The 17124-nt window shown below is 63.6% G+C and carries 18 protein-coding genes and 1 riboswitch; of the genes, 8 read left to right on the top strand and 10 right to left on the bottom strand.

Going from position 1 to position 17124, the window contains the following annotated elements:
* Nucleotides 1–20 precede the first annotated feature (20 nt).
* Genes P2G62_RS15335 through P2G62_RS15325 form a run of 3 tightly spaced genes read right to left on the bottom strand, consistent with a single transcriptional unit; the run spans nt 21 to nt 2529 of the window.
* Nucleotides 21–1817 carry a sensor histidine kinase gene (locus P2G62_RS15335; RefSeq protein ID WP_275735795.1) on the bottom strand — a complete coding sequence of 599 codons (1797 nt, stop codon included), beginning with the start codon at nt 1815–1817 and terminating at the stop codon, nt 21–23.
* Entirely contained in the window at nt 1814–2377 is a 564-nt protein-coding gene (locus P2G62_RS15330; protein WP_275735794.1) for an RNA polymerase sigma factor, read from the bottom strand. The genes P2G62_RS15335 and P2G62_RS15330 overlap by 4 nt, the downstream gene beginning before the upstream one ends.
* Nucleotides 2374–2529, bottom strand: a complete 156-nt coding sequence (locus tag P2G62_RS15325) for a NepR family anti-sigma factor (RefSeq protein ID WP_275735793.1) — start codon at nt 2527–2529, stop codon at nt 2374–2376. Before P2G62_RS15325 ends, P2G62_RS15330 begins: the two co-directional genes overlap by 4 nt.
* A 90-nt stretch (nt 2530–2619) precedes the next feature.
* Here P2G62_RS15325 and P2G62_RS15320 point away from each other — a divergent pair, with 90 nt between their 5' ends.
* Entirely contained in the window at nt 2620–3429 is an 810-nt protein-coding gene (locus tag P2G62_RS15320; RefSeq protein WP_275735792.1) for a response regulator, read from the top strand.
* A gap of 74 nt (nt 3430–3503) precedes the next feature.
* Here P2G62_RS15320 and P2G62_RS15315 read toward each other — a convergent pair whose 3' ends face one another.
* Both P2G62_RS15315 and P2G62_RS15310 read right to left on the bottom strand, forming a co-directional pair.
* On the bottom strand, nt 3504–3998 hold the full coding sequence (locus P2G62_RS15315; protein WP_275735791.1) for a DNA starvation/stationary phase protection protein: 495 nt from the start codon (nt 3996–3998) through the stop codon (nt 3504–3506).
* Nucleotides 3999–4110: 112 nt separating this feature from the next.
* Complete coding sequence (locus tag P2G62_RS15310) at nt 4111–4494, bottom strand: hypothetical protein (RefSeq protein ID WP_275735790.1); 384 nt, start codon at nt 4492–4494, stop codon at nt 4111–4113.
* A 90-nt stretch (nt 4495–4584) separates the two neighbouring features.
* Here P2G62_RS15310 and P2G62_RS15305 point away from each other — a divergent pair, with 90 nt between their 5' ends.
* Nucleotides 4585–5316 carry a Crp/Fnr family transcriptional regulator gene (locus P2G62_RS15305; protein WP_275735789.1) on the top strand — a complete coding sequence of 244 codons (732 nt, stop codon included), beginning with the start codon at nt 4585–4587 and terminating at the stop codon, nt 5314–5316.
* Nucleotides 5317–5343: 27 nt separating this feature from the next.
* Here P2G62_RS15305 and nrdF read toward each other — a convergent pair whose 3' ends face one another.
* The 5 genes from nrdF to P2G62_RS15280 all read right to left on the bottom strand — a co-directional run bounded on the left by nrdF (nt 5344) and on the right by P2G62_RS15280 (nt 10196).
* Nucleotides 5344–6321 (bottom strand): class 1b ribonucleoside-diphosphate reductase subunit beta, encoded by a 978-nt coding sequence (gene nrdF, locus P2G62_RS15300; RefSeq protein WP_275735788.1) that lies wholly within the window; start codon nt 6319–6321, stop codon nt 5344–5346.
* A gap of 8 nt (nt 6322–6329) precedes the next feature.
* Entirely contained in the window at nt 6330–8483 is a 2154-nt protein-coding gene (nrdE, locus tag P2G62_RS15295) for a class 1b ribonucleoside-diphosphate reductase subunit alpha (RefSeq protein ID WP_345799277.1), read from the bottom strand.
* Entirely contained in the window at nt 8480–8896 is a 417-nt protein-coding gene (gene nrdI, locus P2G62_RS15290) for a class Ib ribonucleoside-diphosphate reductase assembly flavoprotein NrdI (protein WP_275735787.1), read from the bottom strand. The genes nrdE and nrdI overlap by 4 nt, the downstream gene beginning before the upstream one ends.
* Before the next feature lie 7 nt (nt 8897–8903).
* Entirely contained in the window at nt 8904–9125 is a 222-nt protein-coding gene (gene nrdH / locus P2G62_RS15285) for a glutaredoxin-like protein NrdH (RefSeq protein WP_275735786.1), read from the bottom strand.
* Nucleotides 9126–9229: 104 nt separating this feature from the next.
* A riboswitch (cobalamin riboswitch) is annotated at nt 9230–9421 on the bottom strand.
* A 133-nt stretch (nt 9422–9554) separates the two neighbouring features.
* Nucleotides 9555–10196, bottom strand: coding sequence for a TetR/AcrR family transcriptional regulator (locus P2G62_RS15280; protein WP_275735785.1), 642 nt, complete (start codon nt 10194–10196; stop codon nt 9555–9557).
* A gap of 270 nt (nt 10197–10466) precedes the next feature.
* Here P2G62_RS15280 and P2G62_RS15275 point away from each other — a divergent pair, with 270 nt between their 5' ends.
* The 6 genes from P2G62_RS15275 (at nt 10467) to P2G62_RS15250 (ending at nt 17118) form a co-directional block, all read left to right on the top strand.
* Entirely contained in the window at nt 10467–11294 is an 828-nt protein-coding gene (locus tag P2G62_RS15275; RefSeq protein WP_275735784.1) for an ABC transporter ATP-binding protein, read from the top strand.
* The gene (locus P2G62_RS15270) at nt 11291–12175 is read left to right on the top strand and encodes a branched-chain amino acid ABC transporter permease (RefSeq protein WP_275735783.1); all 885 of its coding nucleotides are present in this window, start codon (nt 11291–11293) and stop codon (nt 12173–12175) included. Before P2G62_RS15275 ends, P2G62_RS15270 begins: the two co-directional genes overlap by 4 nt.
* On the top strand, nt 12175–13218 hold the full coding sequence (locus tag P2G62_RS15265) for a branched-chain amino acid ABC transporter permease (RefSeq protein WP_275735782.1): 1044 nt from the start codon (nt 12175–12177) through the stop codon (nt 13216–13218). The genes P2G62_RS15270 and P2G62_RS15265 overlap by 1 nt, the downstream gene beginning before the upstream one ends.
* Before the next feature lie 67 nt (nt 13219–13285).
* Nucleotides 13286–14473: an ABC transporter substrate-binding protein gene (locus P2G62_RS15260; RefSeq protein ID WP_275735781.1), complete on the top strand. Its 1188-nt coding sequence runs from the start codon at nt 13286–13288 to the stop codon at nt 14471–14473.
* A gap of 3 nt (nt 14474–14476) precedes the next feature.
* Complete coding sequence (locus P2G62_RS15255) at nt 14477–15301, top strand: ABC transporter ATP-binding protein (RefSeq protein ID WP_275735780.1); 825 nt, start codon at nt 14477–14479, stop codon at nt 15299–15301.
* Between the two features lie 11 nt (nt 15302–15312).
* A complete protein-coding gene (locus tag P2G62_RS15250) occupies nt 15313–17118 on the top strand; it encodes an AMP-binding protein (protein ID WP_275735779.1) in 1806 nt (601 codons plus the stop codon).
* The last annotated feature ends 6 nt before the right edge of the window (nt 17119–17124 follow it).

Raw genomic sequence — 17124 nt, 5'->3', positions numbered from 1 at the left:
GAAACGGACGCGGGTTCCCGCTAATCTGCGTCCGTTTCGGGATCTGGTTCCGTATTGCGTTCTTCGGCACTGCTCAGCGGGCGCAACTCGAATTCCACGCGCAGCTCATAGCTGTCCTCGGTATCCGCACGCTCGACCGAGCCGCCCAGTTGCATCGCGAAAGCCGAAATCAGCTGCGTGCCCAGGCCCGTGCCCTGCGCGGCCATCGTCGCGGCCTCGGTCGGGGGGATGGACGAAGCAGGCGCCGCGGCGTCGACACTGTTGCCGATGGTGATTTCGGCGCGCGTTTCACCGACCCGCTGGAACAGCACCCACAGCTGCGCCTGGGCATTTCCCAACCCATGGGCATATTTCAGCGCATTGGTCACCGCCTCGGACACCAGCAGGGCCAGCGGAACCGCCTGATCCGGGGTCATGCGGATATCGGCAAACTCGGTGCGGACCGCAAAGCGGCGATCGGGCCGCTCGGCCATGTTGGTGATCTGCCGCACGATCGTGGTCAGCAATTCGTCGGAATGGATGTCGGACAGGCCCGCGGTCTGATAAAGTTCGCGGTGGATCGTCGCAAGGCTCATCACCCGGTCCTGCAGCCCGCGCATGATGCTGCGTGCCTCGGCGGAATGGGTGCGCCGCATCTGCATGTTCATGATCGAGGCAATCAGTTGCAGGTTGTTCTTGACCCGGTGATGCACCTCGCGCAGCAGCACCTCTTTCTGGTGGACCATATCCTCCAGCTCGGCTTCGTCATGCAGGATCGTGTCGGTCATCTGCACATAGGCCTCGGCCATATCGCGGATTTCCAGCGGCGCGTTACGCACGTCGATATCGCCGACCAGCCGGTTGCCCCCCGCGAACGACCGCAGCGAACGGCGCAGCTTGCGGATATGGCGGATCACCAGCTGTTCCACCGCCAGCCAGGCCACCACGAGGCTGGCGATCCACATCAGCGCCGGAAACAGGATCGGCACCGAGCCGAGCAAGCCGTCGGTCGCGCCCGTCGTGAGCGGCGGCCAGGACCCCAGCGCATAAAGTTCGTCCGGGACCAGCGGCACCACCGAAAACACCCGCGGATCGCCGGTCATCGCCCGGGCCGAGAAGGACAGCGCCTTGTCGCCCACCAGCGCCGCCAGCGCCCGGTGCTTGGGAATCGCCACGCCGATATCGTCCATCTGGCGCGTGGCGGTCAGCACGGTGCCGGCGGAATCATAGGTGATCATCGTCAGCGGCTGGTGATCGTCGGTGCCGCTGTCCTCGGCCACGCGCAACCCGGAATGCGGCAGCGACAGGCTGACCAGCCCTAGGTAATTTCCCGCGTCGTCAAACACCGGATGGGTGATGATCAGCACCGAAGCGCCCGACACCAGCCCGACCGGCTTGACCGCGAAAGAGGTACGCAAACTGCGCGAGGATTTCTGAAACAGCGGGTCATCGACAAAATCGAAGGTCTTGCCCTCGGAATTGCAGGTGCTGATACCGGACTGGGGAACATAGGCGATCAGCGAATACTGGCGTTCTTCCTCCAGCAGACGGTGCAGCAACGCCGAACAGGCGTCATTGTCCGGCACCAGTGGCACGATCGCATTCGACAGTACCGTGGCCGCCCCCTGCGCGCGCTGGATCAGGCGCAATTCGCCGCTGGCCGCGCGCATCGTCTCGCCCATCAGCGCCGCCTCCGAGCGGGCCCGGGATTCGTCGATCACCGCGACGGATTTGAACATCGAGATCAGTGTCAGCGGCAACAGGACCACCGCCAGCAGAAAGGCCACACGATAGCCCAGCCGGTCCTGAAATCGGCGCCGTCCCGGCGCGGGCGTCATGCTGCCTGCACCCCGGACGTGCCCATGACCGCCAGCGTGTCCCCATCGGCGCCCGAAATCGGGTCTTCACCCGCACGCAGCCCCAGCAGTTCGCACAACCGCGCCCGCGCCCGGTTCACACGGCTTTTCACCGTGCCCACCGCAACCCCGGTCATCTCGGCCACCTCTTCGTAAGAAAACCCCGAGGCCCCGGCCAGAATCAGAACCTCGCGATGCTCGGGCGACAGTTGGTCGAACGCCTTGCGAAAATCGTTCATCGCAAGACGGCCGTCATGCGCGGGTTTTTCATAAAGCGTTCCGGCATGGATACCCTCGCTGTCCGAGACCTCGCGCTTGCGCTTGCGTTTGACCGAGAAAAACGTGTTGCGCAGGATCGTGAACAGCCATGCCCGCATATTGGTGCCGGCCTGAAACTTGTCGATATTGGTCCAGGCCTTCACGATCGTATCCTGAACAAGGTCGTCGGCCATCGCGGCATTGCCGCACAGGCTGATCGCAAAGGCCCTCAGCGACGGCAGATGCTCGGGCAACGCATCACGCGGATCGGCACTCGAACTCATACTTTGGCTTCCTTCTGACGCAGCTGTTCCAGAAGCTCCAGAAACCTGTCGGGGACCTGTTCCTGGAGCGCGTCCTGATAGACCTTTTTCAGGTTTGCATCGATCTGCGCTTGCAGCATTTCGGTTTCCTTGGTCTGTTTCTTTGCACGCATCTGCCGGGCCCATTTTTTTTACGATCGTCTGGAACCTAACGCAGGGCCGCGGAGTTGGTTCCAAAGAAAATTACGATGGGAGACAAAAAAATGACGTCGACGGAGCCTCGAGACTTCGCCACCTCGGTCGCGGCGAATGTTCCGTTCCTGCGCCGCTATGCGCGCGCGCTGACCGGCAGTCAGGACAGCGGCGACCGCTATGCGGCCGCGACCCTGGAGGCGGTCTTGCTGGACGACACCGCGGCCAAATCGACCCCGGACGCCAAACTTGGCCTGTTCCGCGCCTTCCATCTGGTCTGGTCGAGTGCAGGCGCCCCGGTAGGCGAAGCCGACACCAGGCTTTCGGCCCGCGCCCAAAGCCATATGGCAGACCTTACCCCCAACACCCGCGAAGCACTGCTTTTGCATGTGATCGAGGGCTTCCCGCCCGCCGATGTCGCCGCGATCATGGGCGTATCGACGGATGAAGCGATCGAATTCATCGAAATCGCCCGCCGCGAGATGGAAACCTCTGTGGCCGGGCGCGTCATGGTCATCGAGGACGAGGCGATCATCGCGATGGATATCGTCTCGATCGTCGAAGATCTGGGCCATGGCGTGACGGGCGTTGCACGCACCCGCACCGAGGCCGTGGCGCTGGCCGCCTCGAACCGGCCCGACCTGATCCTCGCCGATATCCAGCTGGCCGACAATTCGTCGGGCATCGACGCGGTCAATGACATCCTGGCCCAGTTTGACGACATCCCGGTCATTTTCATCACCGCCTTCCCCGAACGTCTGCTGACCGGCGCCCGCCCGGAACCGGCCTTCCTGATCACCAAGCCGTTCTCGGAAGATCAGGTGCGCTCGGCCGTCAGCCAGGCGATGTTCTTTGCCTCGACCGAGACCCTCGCCGCCTGAGGCGCGGGCACAGCACCCAAGATGACAAAGGCCGGGCAGATCACTGCCCGGCCTTCGTATTGGTGCGGTCCGCGTCACTTCGCGGTTGCCCGCAGCATCCAAGCGGCTTTCTCGTGGAAGGCCGAGCGCGCGGTGATCAGATCGGCCGTGACCGGGTCGTCATGCTCTTCCGCCAGAGAGATCAGCGCATGCATGCGCTTTGCCACGGCGGCATGATCGGTCGCCAGATCCTCGACCATCGCCTGCGCCGAAGGCAATTTCTTGGCATCTTCGACCACCGAGGCGTCGATCACCTCGCTCAGCCGCGCGGGCGCCAGCTGTCCCAGAGCACGAATACGTTCCGCAATCTCGTCGGCAGCGGCGAACATCTCGGTGTATTGCGCTTCGGTCAGCTTATGGATCGGATGAAACAGCGCGCCCTCCACATTCCAGTGGTAGGCATGGGTCTTGAACACCAGCCGGTAGGTATCGGCCAGCGCTTCGGAAAGGCCTTGCGCGACCGGTTTCACATCCTCGACCCCGGTATCCACGGTTTCCGAAGCGGGAACGATTTTCATCGCATCTTTCATGGTCTGTCCTCCTTTTGGGCGCCGGTTCGGGCGCGGTGAAGCCTTGGGCGGCGGCGGCAGTTGCACCGCCCGCCGTCTGCAAAATCAACGCGGCCCCCGCCTGCCCGGTTCCCTACCCCTGCGGCACCGCCCGCAGCAGACTGCGCACCGCCTGACTGGAAAATGGCCGGATCAGCACCGGCCACAGACGCCCCGTCGCCGCCCCGCTGTCCCAGGCGTCCTCGGCCTCGCCGCCCAGCAGGACCAACCGCCCGCCACGCGCCCGGATCGCCTCGTCCAGCCGCAGTTTCGCGACCCGGTCGGGCCCCGCCTCCACAAAGGCCAGCGCCAGGTGCGGCTGATCCGCCACCGCAGCCAATGCCGCAGCGCAGTCGGGCGCGGTCACGATCACGGCGGCAGGCACGGCCTCGCGCACGGTATCGCTCAGATCCTGCGCCACGACGAAATCTTCAACCGCGATCAGATAGATACCGCCGGTCCCTGTCGATGCTTTCATCTGCCCGTTCATCCCATTGAAAAGAGGGAACATGGAACCAAACCGCGCATCGCGCATTAAACTGTGACATACGCCGAAAGGATTTTCGCCATGACGATGACGGCCTGCAAAAACTGCCCGCTGCGCCAGAAATCCATGTTCACGCCCTTCACCCAGGATGAGCTGAGCTTCATGCAGTCGTTCAAGACCGGCGAGCTGAAGGTCGACCCGGGCACCACGATCCTGCTGGAAGGTTCCAACAGTCCTCAGCTCTACACCGTGCTGTCGGGCATGGGCACGCGTTACAAGACGCTGGAGAACGGCCGCCGCCAGGTGATCAACTTCCTGTTTCCGGGCGACTTCGTCGGCTTGCAGGCGGGCATCATGGGCGAGATGAAGCACTCGGTCGAGGCCAGCACGCCGATGACGCTTTGCGCGTTTCGGCGCGACGATCTCTGGACGCTGTTTCGCCAGCATCCGGCGCGAGCCTATGACCTGACCTGGATCGCGGCGGTCGAAGAACATTTCCTGGGTGAAACCATCGCATCCCTGGGCCAGCGCGACGCGATCCAGCGCATCGCCTGGGCGCTGGTCCGAATCCACGAACGGCTGAAAGCCGCCGGTCTGCAAAAGGCAAACCGGGTGCCGCTGCCGTTTCGCCAGCAGGATCTGGCCGACGCACTGGGGCTGTCGCTGGTGCATACCAACAAGACGCTGAAAACCCTGCGGTCCAAGGGCCTGGCACAGTGGAGCGACGGCACGCTGGAACTGCGCGACATCGCCGCATTGGCCGATCTGGCGATGATCGACCCGGAACGCCCCCAACAGCGCCCGCTGCTGTGAAGACCCCGGGTCCTTTCAGTCCGTGGCTCAGAAATCCCAGTCTTCGTCCTCGGTAGCGACTGCCTTGCCAATGACATAGGACGAGCCCGAGCCCGAAAAGAAATCGTGGTTCTCGTCGGCATTGGGGCTGAGCGCGGCCATGATCGCAGGGTTCACCCGGCAAAGATCGTCCGGGAACAGGCTTTCGAAACCCAGATTCTGCAGCGCCTTGTTGGCATTGTAATGCAGGAACTGCTTCACATCCTCGGTCAGCCCGACACAGTCATACAGGCTTTCGGCATAGCGGCTTTCGATCTCGTAAAGATCGAAGATCAGCGCGAAGGCGAAATCCTTGATCTGCTGCCGTTCGGCCCCGGTCAGCCGTTCCATCCCGCGCTGGAACTTGTAGCCGATGTAATAGCCATGCACCGCCTCGTCACGGATGATAAGCCGGATCAGGTCGGCGGTGTTGGTCAACCGTGCGCGGCTCGACCAGTGCATCGGCAGGTAGAAGCCCGAGTAGAACAGAAAGCTCTCGAGGAAGACGCTCGCCACTTTCTTGCGCAGCGGATTGGCCATCGCATCGTATTCGTCGAGAATCAGCCGCGACTTCTGTTGCAGCTGGGCGTTTTCCTCGGACCAGCGGAAGGCCTCATCGACCTCCGCCGTGGAACACAGCGTCGAGAAGATCGAGGAATAGCTGCGCGCATGCACCGCCTCCATGAAGGCGATGTTGGTCAACACCGCCTCCTCATGCGGCGTGATCGCATCGGCCATCAGCGCGGGCGCGCCGACCGTGTTCTGGATCGTGTCCAGAAGTGTCAGCCCGGTGAAAACCCGGATCGTCAGGCGCTGTTCATCCTCGGTCAGATGCGACCAGCTTTGGATGTCGTTTGACAGCGGCACCTTCTCGGGCAGCCAGAAATTCGAGGTCAGGCGGTTCCAGATTTCCAGGTCCTTGTCGTCCTGCATCCGGTTCCAGTTGACAGCGCGCGGCACGGCGCGGGGATGGGTCAGGTCTTTCATGGCGGGCCTCACAGCGAACAGGAAACGCAGCCCTGCACCTCGGTCCCCTCAAGGGCCATCTGGCGCAGGCGAATGTAGTAGATCGTCTTGATGCCCTTCTTCCAGGCGTAGATCTGGGCGCGATTGATGTCGCGCGTGCTGGCCGTGTCCTTGAAGAACAGCGTCAGCGACAGGCCCTGGTCGACATGCTGCGTGGCCGCGGCATAGGTGTCGATGATCGCCTCTGGCCCGATCTCATAGGCATCGCGGTAGAATTCCAGATTGTCGTTGCTCATATAGGGGGCCGGGTAATAGACGCGGCCGATCTTGCCCTCTTTCCTGATCTCGATCTTCGCGGTGATCGGATGGATCGACGAGGTGGCATTGTTGATATAGCTGATCGAGCCGGTGGGCGGCACCGCCTGCAGGTTGCGATTGTAAAGCCCGCCCGTCATCACCGCCTCGCGCAACGCTGCCCAATCGGCGCGCGTGGGCACGGTGATGCCGAAGCGCGCGAACAGCGCGCGCACGGTCTCGGTTTCCGGCAACCAGTCGCGGGTGGTGTATGTCTCGAAAAAACTGCCGTCGGCGTATTTCGAGGCCTCGAACCCCACGAAGCTGCGCCCCCGCTCGCGCGCCAGCGCATTCGAGGCGCGCAGGCAGTGGTAAAGCACGGTGGCGAAATAGATATTGGTGAAGTCGATGCCCTCGGCCGAACCGTAATGGATACGCTCGCGCGCCAGAAACCCGTGCAGGTTCATCTGCCCCAGCCCGATCGCATGGCTTTCGTCATTTCCCCGCCGGATCGACGGCACGGAATCGATCGCCGACATCTCGGAAACCGCATTGAGCGCGCGGATCGCGGTCTCGACCGTCGCGCCCAGATCGCCGCCATCCATCGCCCTGGCGATGTTGAGCGAACCGAGGTTGCACGAAATATCCGTTCCCAGATGGCGATAGCTCAGGTCATCGTTGAATTCGGACGCCTCGTTGACCTGCAGGATTTCCGAACACAGATTCGACATGGTGATCCGTCCTGCCACCGGGTTGGCACGGTTCACCGTATCCTCGAACATGATATAGGGATAACCGCTTTCGAACTGGATCTCGGCCAGCGTCTGGAAGAACCCGCGCGCGTTGATCTTCTTCTTGCGGATCTTGGGGTTGTCGACCATCTCGTGATAGCGCTCGGAGATCGAGATTTCCGAAAACGGCTTGCCATAGACCCGGGCGATATCATGGGGCGAGAACAGATACATGTCATCGTTTTTGCGGGCCAGTTCGAAGGTGATATCCGGGATCACCACGCCCAGGCTCAGCGTCTTGATGCGGATCTTTTCATCGGCGTTTTCGCGTTTGGTATCCAGAAAGCGCAGGATGTCGGGATGGTGCGCATTCAGATAGACCGCCCCTGCGCCTTGCCGCGCGCCCAGCTGGTTGGCGTAGGAAAAGCTGTCTTCCAGCAGTTTCATCACCGGGATCACGCCCGAGGACTGGTTCTCGATCCCCTTGATCGCCGCGCCATGTTCGCGAATGTTAGTCAGCATCAGCGCGACACCACCGCCGCGCTTGGACAGTTGCAGCGCCGAATTGATGCCCCGCCCGATCGATTCCATGTTGTCTTCCAGCCGCAGCAGGAAACATGAAATCAACTCGCCGCGCTGTGCCTTGCCCGCGTTCAGGAAGGTCGGCGTCGCCGGCTGGAACCGCCCGGCGATGATCTCGGCCATCAATGCCAGCGCCTGCGCCTCGTCGCCCCGCGCCAGCGTCAGCGCGACCATCACCACCCGATCCTCGAACCGTTCGAGATAGCGCTTCCCGTCGCGCGTCTTCAGCGTGTAGCTGGTGTAATACTTGAAGGCCCCTAGGAAGGTCGGAAAGCGGAATTTCGCCCCGAACGCCGCATCCCAGATCCGGGCAAGGAATGCCGGGCTGTATTGGGACAGAACCTGCGCTTCGTAATAGCCTTCCTCGACCAGATAACGCAGCTTTTCCTCCAGCGAATGGAAGAACACGGTGTTCTGGTTCACATGGCTCAGGAAATACTGCCGCGCGGCCATGCGGTCGGCCTCGAAGCGGATATGCCCCTGATCGTCGTAAAGGTTCAGCATCGCGTTCAGCGCGTGGTAATCCAGCCCCTGCCATTCGGCGGGCACCGCCGTCGCCGGGGCGGCATCGCTCAGATCGCGGTCGAGAATTGCGTCTTCCAAAACCTGTCCAGTCCTTCTGTGACCCGGGCGATGTCGGTGGGTGTTCCGGCCAGCTCGAAGCGGTAGAACACCGGCACCGCGCATTTGCGCGCGATGACATCCCCGGCGAGCGCGAAAAGCGCCCCGAAATTGCGATTGCCCGAGGCGATGACGCCGCGCAGATGGGCGCGTGTGTCCGGGTCGTTCAGGAACCGGATCACCTGGGGGTGGACCGCGCCGCGCCCCTGCCCGTCGGCATAGGTCGGCGTGATCAGAACGAAGGGCGCGCGGGGGGCGGGCATCGGCGCTGTGGGCGCGATCGGAATACGATCGGCCGTCAGCCCCAGCGTGCGCACGAAGCGCTCGGTGTTGCCCGAACGCGACGAGAAATAGACCAGCCCGCCCATAGCGGCCTCAGCTCAGCGCGCTGATCTTGTCCGGGCGGAACCCGGCCCAGTGGTCGTCACCCGCCATCACCACCGGAACCTGCCGGTAACCCAGTTCGGTCACCCGCGCCAGCGCCGCGGCATCCTCGGTCAGGTCGATCAGATCGAAGGCAAGCCCACGGGCGGCCAGCGCGCGGGTGGTGGCCGTGCATTGCACGCAAGCGGGTTTGGAATAGACGGTAATGCTCATCCGGGGTCTCCTGACCTGTGCTCATGGGCGAAAGGATCGGAGACGAGGCACGCCGCGGCACGACGGGCCACGGCAGATACGACATCCCCGGACCCTCCGTCCGGTTTCGTTTCTCATGTCCTGGCAGGTCTCCTGGCTCGCGGTTCGAACGCTCCGGCCCCCCTTCCCGACGCTGACGCGCCAGTGGATAACGGGCCTCAGCTCACCGCTCACAGTTGCGGGGGCAGCTCCGGTATCGCACCGGCTTCCCTTTTCACCCACGACGAGTCGCGGGCACCAAGACAACACGATATAGCAGGCGAATGTGCCGCCTTGTCAACATCTGGTTGGCGCATTCGGCAAACAAGCGGCGGGCATCGCCGCAGGCAGCGGCTGTCACCGCCCTGCGAACACTGCAGGGCTGCGTGGCGTGGGCCGTCAGGGTGCGGGTCACACGCCGCTCGACAGCCCCGCCATCAAGGTTGCCACCACCCCCGAGGTGACGGCGTCGCGGCTCAATTGGCCCGTAGGCTCGTACCAGCGCCCGATCCAGTTCAGCGCGCCGGTCAGGGTGAAGGTGACGATCCGCGCGTCGCCCGCGCGCAATGACCCGTCATCCATGCCCGCCTGCACCAGCCCGCGCATCACATCGTCGATATGGCGCTTGAGCTTGCGGAACTCCTTGCGGCTCGGTTCGGCCAAATCGGTATCGGCGGTGCGCGTCACGCATCGGCAGAAATCCTGCGTCATCGCAAAGGCATAGCCGGTCATCGCCGCCTCCAGCCGATCCCGCCCCAAGCGCTTGTCCTGCGGCAGGGCCGCGATCGCTTCCAGAATGATCTCCAGCCCCCGTTTGACGCAATCGAACAGGATCTCGTCCTTGTTCCGGGCGTAATGATAGATCGTGGGCTTGGTCACCCCCAGCCGGGCGGCCACATCGTCCAGCGAGGCCGCACGAAAGCCCTTCTCGTTGAAGGCGCTCACCGCCGCCGCCAGAACGGCCTCGCGCTTGACCTCGCGGTTGCGCCGGCGATCCCCCGGAACAGGCTCTGCCTGGTCGGGGCGCACGGCCTTGATCGGTGTCTTTGCCATTTTCCGTGTGCGCCTTCATTTCGCAAAAATTTCTGTTGAAACGTTTCTATACTCGTGAGTAAGTTTAGAGCAACAGAAACCCGAGACCGCCAGGGGGAGGAAACGAATGGCGCCGCGGGTCTGTGCATAAGGGAGCAGGGTTTTCCATTTTATATCATGTGGTTGCTGATTTAACGCCAACCACGAATCGGTTCGGTTGAACCTGGAAGACCCAACAAGGGAGGAAGGCCGTCATGGCGCAGAAATGCGAAATGGGGGGTGGGTTCAATCATGCCTGAGGCAAGGGGCGCCACCCTGGAAGTCGACAATGTCACGCTGGCCTTCGGCGGGCTGAAAGTGCTGCGCGGCGTGTCCTTTGCGGCACAGGCCGGGTCGGTCACCGCACTGATCGGACCGAACGGTGCGGGCAAGACATCCATGTTCAACTGCATCTCCGGGTTTTACCGCCCCTCTGCGGGCACCGTGCGTCTGGACGGGCAGGATATCAGCCGCGTCAAGGCCTCGTCGAGGGCCGCACTTGGCATGGCGCGCAGCTTTCAGAACATCGCCCTGTTCCGGGGCATGACCGTGCTCGACAATATCAAGCTCGGGCGGCATGCGCATCTGCGCACCAACCTGTTGCAGGGGCTGCTGCATCTGGGCCCGGCCGCGCGTGAAGAAGAGGCGCTGCGCGCCGAGATCGAGCGCAAGATCATCGACTTCCTGGAAATCGACCACATCCGCAACAAGCCGGTCGCGATGCTGTCCTACGGGTTGCAAAAACGCGTCGAACTGGCCCGCGCGCTGGCGATGCAGCCGCGCATCCTGCTCCTGGACGAGCCGGTGGCCGGGATGAACCGCGAAGAGACCGAAGACATGGCCCGTTTCATTCTGGACGTGAAGGACGAATGGGGCGTCACCATCCTGATGGTCGAACACGACATGGGGCTGGTGATGGATATTTCCGATCATGTCGCGGTGCTGAATTTCGGCGCCAAGATCGCCGAGGGCCGCCCCGAAGAGGTGCAAAACGACCCCCATGTCGCCGAAGCCTACCTGGGCAGCGGCGATCCGGCCGCGCTGATGCGCCGCCTGCACGCCGAGGAGAGTGCCGCATGAGCGACGATCTGCTGTTCTTTACCGAGGTCACGCTGGCGGGCCTGGGCTCTGGCGCGTTGCTGGCGCTGACCGCATTGTCCTTCGTGCTGATCTACAAGGCGACGCGGGTCATCAACTTGGCCGTGGGCGAAACGCTGATGCTGGGCGGCTATCTGTTCCTGGCTTTCGCGGCCGGAATGGGCCTGCCGGTCTGGGCTGCGCTGCCGCTGGCCATCGCGGGCGGCGGCGTTCTGGGCGCCATCGTCGAACGCGGGCTGATCCGGCCGATGCTGGGCAAAAGCCCGATTTCGGTCTTCATGGTCACGGTCGGGCTCGGCTCGGTCCTTGTCGGCCTGGTCGAGATGCTGTGGGGCACCGATCCGCGCACCCTGCCCGGCTTCATCGCCAATACCCCGGTGTTCATCGGCGAGGCCTATGTCTCGCGCAAGATCGTGGTCGCGTTCATCGCGGCGGCGCTGGTGATCGGCGTGTTTCTGGCACTGTTCCGGTTCTGGCGCGGGGGCGTTGCGCTGCGGGCCACCGCCTCGGATCAGGCTGCGGCCTATTCCTGCGGTATCAACGTGCCCGGCGTGTTCTCCATCGCCTGGATCATCGGCTGCGCCACCGCGGCGGGAACCGGCGTTCTGCTGGGCGCGATCGGAGGGATTTCGCCCTCGATGGGGATCTTCGGCCTGTCGGCACTGGTGGTGGTGATCGTGGGCGGGCTCGACTCGATCCTCGGCGCGCTGATCGGCGGGCTCGGGCTGGGGCTGATCCAGGCCTGGACCGGGTCTTACCTGGGCGGGGAATACCAGTCCGTCGTCACCTTCGGCCTGCTGATCGTGACCCTTGTCATCCGGCCCTACGGCCTGTTCGGAACCCATGAGATCGAGCGACTGTAATGATCATTGGAACTGCGAAAGAAACCTATCGCGCCGATGAGGCCCTGCTGACGACGCGCCCGCAACAGGTGTGGATGGCAGTCTTGCTGGCCGGGCTGGCGGTGCTGCCCTTCACCTTCAACGCCTACTGGACCTATCTGGCCTGTCTGGTGCTGATAAATGTAATCGCGGCGACCGGGCTGAACGTTCTGACCGGCTTCACCGGGCTTGTCAGCCTGGGGCATGCGGCCTTCATGGCGATCGGCGCCTATACGGTGGCCTGGCTCGAACGCGACATCGGCACGCCGCTCTTGCTCAACCTGTTGGCGGGCGGGTTGCTGGCGGCCGGGATCGGCGTGATCGTCGGCCTGCCGAGCCTGCGGGTCAAGGGGCTCTATCTGGCGATCGCCACGATTGCGGCCTCGTTCATCCTGCATTTCGTCTTCGTCGAATGGACCGCGGTCACCGGCGGCAGCGCGGGTATCAGCCTGCAACCGGGCACGGTCTTCGGGGTCGCGCTTGTGGACTATACCCAGCTTTACTGGCTGATCATGCCGATCTGCGTGCTGATGGTGACGGGGGCGGCCAACCTGTTTCGCAACCGCATCGGGCGCGCCTTCATCGCGATCCGCGACCGCGACATCTCGGCCGAGGTGCTGGGCATTCCGATCCTGCGCTACAAGCTGATGAGCTTTGCGCTGGCGTCGTTCTACGCCGGGGTCGCGGGGGGATTGTGGGCCTATTTCTTCCGCGTCGTCACGCCCGAAAGCTTCCCTCTGCTGACCTCGATCTTCCTTTTGGCGGCGGTGATCGTGGGCGGCATGGGCACGATCCTGGGCGGGGTGATCGGCGCGCTGTTCATGACGCTGGTGCCCGAACTGCTGCGCTTCGGCGTCGAATTGCTGGGCCCGGTCATCCCCAACGCCGGGCTGATCCTGTCGCCCGTGCGCACCATCGTCTTCGGCGCGCTGATCGTGGGCTTTCTGGTGTTCGAGCCGCAGGGCCTGACCGAGATCGTCCAACGCATCCGCCGCTTCTTCCGGCTCTGGCCATTCCGCACCTGAGCCATCCCCGCATTCCGGCCGCACCCGGCCGACAACGCATCCGTGTCGCATTCTGGGAGGAAAACGCATGACTACGGTTTCACGTCGAAATCTGCTGCAACTGATGGGCGCCACGGCGCTGTCTGCAGGCGTTCTGGGAGGAAGCGCCCTGCAGGTCCGCGCCGAGGCGGGCGAACTGGTCATCGGCGGTTCGCTGCCGCTGACCGGGGTCTTCGCCTTCGCCGGCATCGCCATCGAGCGCGGCATCCAGGACTACATCAAGATCGTCAACGACGCGGGCGGGATCGCCGGGCGTCGGGTGCGGCTGGCCTATGAGGATACCGGCTACAAGCCCGACACTTCGGTCGCGGTGTTCAACAAGCTGACCAGCCAGAACGATCTGAACCTCTATTACGGCGACTCGACCGCCTTCGCCAAGACCATCGCCCCCGAGTTGCAGCGCGGCGGCAAGATCCTGATGGGCGGCGCGTCCTTCGCCTCGGAACTCAACGACCCCGAGGCCTACCCGAACCTGTTCATGGCCGGCCCCGACTATTCCGAGATGATCTCGATCCTGATGGAATACATCGCCGCCGAGAAGCCCGGCGCCAAGGTGGTGCTGGTCAATTCCGACAGCGAGTTCGGCCGTGATCCGATTGAATCGTCGCGCAAGAAGGCCGCTGATCTGGGGCTGGAAATAACCGCCGAAATCATCACGCCGCCAACCGCCGTCGATGTGTCGACCGAGGTTCTGAAACTGCGCCGCGCGCGGCCCGACTTTGTGATCTTCCACGGCTACATTCTGGCCCCGCTGCCCGAATTCATGAGCCAGGCCAAGCAGATGGGCCTCGACACCAAATTCATGGGCACGTTCTGGAGCATGGACAGCTCGATCTGGGCGGATGTGGGCGAGACGGCCGACGGCTTCATGGGTGTGATGCCCTATCGCTATTACTACGACGACGAACCCGCGCCGATGCTCGACACGATCCGCCAGATGCGCCCCGAGTATCAGGCCACCGGCTATACCCAGGGCATGATCACCGCGATGGTCTTGCTGGAATCGGCCCGGCGGGTGATCGAGGCCGGGCAGGAAATGACCGCGCCCGCGCTGAAGGCCGCGATGAACACGATCACCGATTTCGACACCGGCGGGCTGATCGGCGTTCCGATCTCGATCCCCGGCAACTCGATCCCGGTCGGGCGGGTCTATCAATACAGCGCCGCCGAGCAGAAGATGCTGCCGGTGTCCGACTGGATCAAGGTCGGGGGCTGATCCATGGCGCAGGGCCAAGACGCATCCGACCCGATCCTTCAGGTCGAGAATATCGAAGTGATCTACAACAAGGCGGTGCAGGCCCTGCGCGGCCTGTCCCTGTCGGTCCCGAAAGGCAAGGTGGTGACGTTGCTCGGCTCCAACGGGGCGGGCAAATCCACCACGCTCAAGGCGATCTCGGGGCTTCTGGGGCTTGAGGACGGCGCCCTGAGCGCCGGGCGTATCCTGTTCGACGGACAGGATATTTCCCGGATGCGCCCGCACGATCTGGTGCGGGCGGGGCTGTTTCACATCATGGAGGGGCGGCGCATCTTCGAGGATCTGACGGTCGAGGAAAACCTGACCGCCGCCACCTTTGCGCTGTCGGGGCGCGGCGTCGCGCGCACGCCCTTCGATCTGGTCTATGACTATTTCCCCCGGCTGCACGAACGCCGCCACCAGCGCGCGGGCTACATGTCGGGGGGCGAACAGCAGATGCTGGCCATCGGCCGCGCGCTGATCGCCCAGCCCAAGCTGATCCTGCTCGACGAGCCTTCGCTCGGGCTGTCGCCACTGCTGGTGGAAGAGATCTTCACCATCATCGGGCGGATCAACCGCCAGACCGGCGTGTCGATGCTGCTGGTCGAACAGAACGCCAATGTCGCCATGGCCATCGCGCATTACGGCTACATCATGGAAACCGGGAAGATCCAGCTCGACGGGCCGACCGAAAAGCTGATGCACGACCAGGACGTGCGCGAATTCTACCTCGGCCATGGTGGCCACGGCGGCGAAAAATCCTATCGCAACATCAAGCATTACAAGCGCCGCAAGCGCTGGCTGTCCTGAGAGAGACCGCAATGACGCCAAATACCCTGCCCGAACTGACCCTGCCGCAAATGCTGGCGCAGAATGCCGAACGTCTGGGGGCGCGCACGGCGATCCGGCAAAAGGATTACGGGATCTGGAACCCGACCAGCTGGCGCAGCTATTTCGAACGCTCGGCCGATCTGGCGCACGGGCTGCGTGCGCTCGGGGTCGGGCGTGGCGGCCATGTCGCGGTGCTGTCGGAAAACCGCATCGAATGGGTGCTGGCGCAGATGGGCGCGGGCCTGTGCGGCGCGGTCACCGTCGGCGTCTATGCAACCTCGCCCGCCAATGAGGTTGGCTATGTGCTGGAACATTCCGGCGCCGAGGTGGTGATCTGCGAGGATCAGGAGCAGGTCGACAAGGTCATCGAGGTGCGCGACAGCCTGCCCGCGCTGCACCGCATCGTGGTGATCGAACCCAAGGGGATGCGCAGCTATCCCGCCGATCTGGTCATCTCGTTCGCGCAGCTTGAATCCGACGGTGCGGCCGATCGGGCCCGCGCGCCGGGTCTGGTGCCCGAGACACTGGCACAGCAGCGGCTCGATGACATCGCGCTGATGATCTACACCTCGGGGTCGACGGGCAAACCAAAGGGCGCGATGCTGTCCTATCGCAACCTGCGCGCGCAGGCCTTCGCGGTGCAGCAGACCTTGGGGCTGAGCGCGCGCGACACCCATCTGTCCTATCTGCCGTTGTGCCATGTGGCCGAACAGATGCTGACCACGATGACCCCCATCTATGCGGGCTCCAGGGTGGATTTCGGCGAAAGCCTGCGCACCGTGCATGAAGACCTGCGCGAGGTCGCCCCCACCACCTTTCTGGGCGTCCCGCGGATCTGGGAGAAGATGCACTCTTCGATCCATATCGGCGTGCTGGAGGCGGGCGGGCTGCGCAAGGCGATCTACGAACGCGCGCTGCGCGCCTGCGAGGGCTTTGCCAACGTGCCCCCTGCCCGCCGCAGCCTGCGCCAGAAGGCGACCTTCCAGTTCTATTACTGGCTGGTGTTCCGCGCACTGCAGAATTTCGTAGGCCTGCGCCGGGCGCGTCTGGTGCTGACCGGCGCCGCGCCGATCTCGCCCAAGATCGTGCAGTATTTCCGCACCATCGGCCTGCCCCTGATCGAGGTCTACGGCGCGACCGAAACCTCGGGCGTGGCCCTGGCGCAGCGTCTGGACCGGCTGGAGCCCGGTTCGGTCGGGGTGCCGATCCCCAATGCCGAGGTGCGCATCGGGGAACAGGGCGAATTGCAGATGCGCGGTGAAACCGTCTTTGCGGGTTACTACCGCAACCCCGAGGCGACCGCACAGGCGATGCGCGACGGCTGGCTGCATACCGGCGATGTGGTCAGCCAGACCGACGGGCAGTTCCGCATCGTCGACCGGCTCAAGGACATCATGATCACCGCGGGCGGCAAGAACCTGTCCCCCTCGGAAATCGAGAACACGATGAAATCGAGCCCCTTCATCAAGGAATGCATCGTCATCGGCGAGCGGCGCAAATTCGTCTCGGCGCTGATCCAGATCGACGCCGAGATCGTCGGCAAATGGGCCGAGGAACAGGGGCTTGCCTACACCACCTATCGCTCGCTGGTGGAAAACCCGCGGGTCGTGGCGCTGATCGACAGCGAGGTGCAGGCCCATAACGCCAGCCTCGCGCAGGTCGCGCAGGTGCGCAAATTCCACCTGCTGACCAAGGAACTGGACCATGACGACGACGAGGTGACCGCCACGATGAAGGTGCGCCGCGCCAATATCTTCAAGAAATACGACCCGGAAATCGAGGCGCTTTACGCCTGATCCCCG

The sequence above is a fragment of the Paenirhodobacter sp. CAU 1674 genome (genome assembly GCF_029222945.1).
GTDB lineage: Bacteria > Pseudomonadota > Alphaproteobacteria > Rhodobacterales > Rhodobacteraceae > Rhodobacter.
This window is presented reverse-complemented; position numbering and strand designations above follow the sequence as displayed.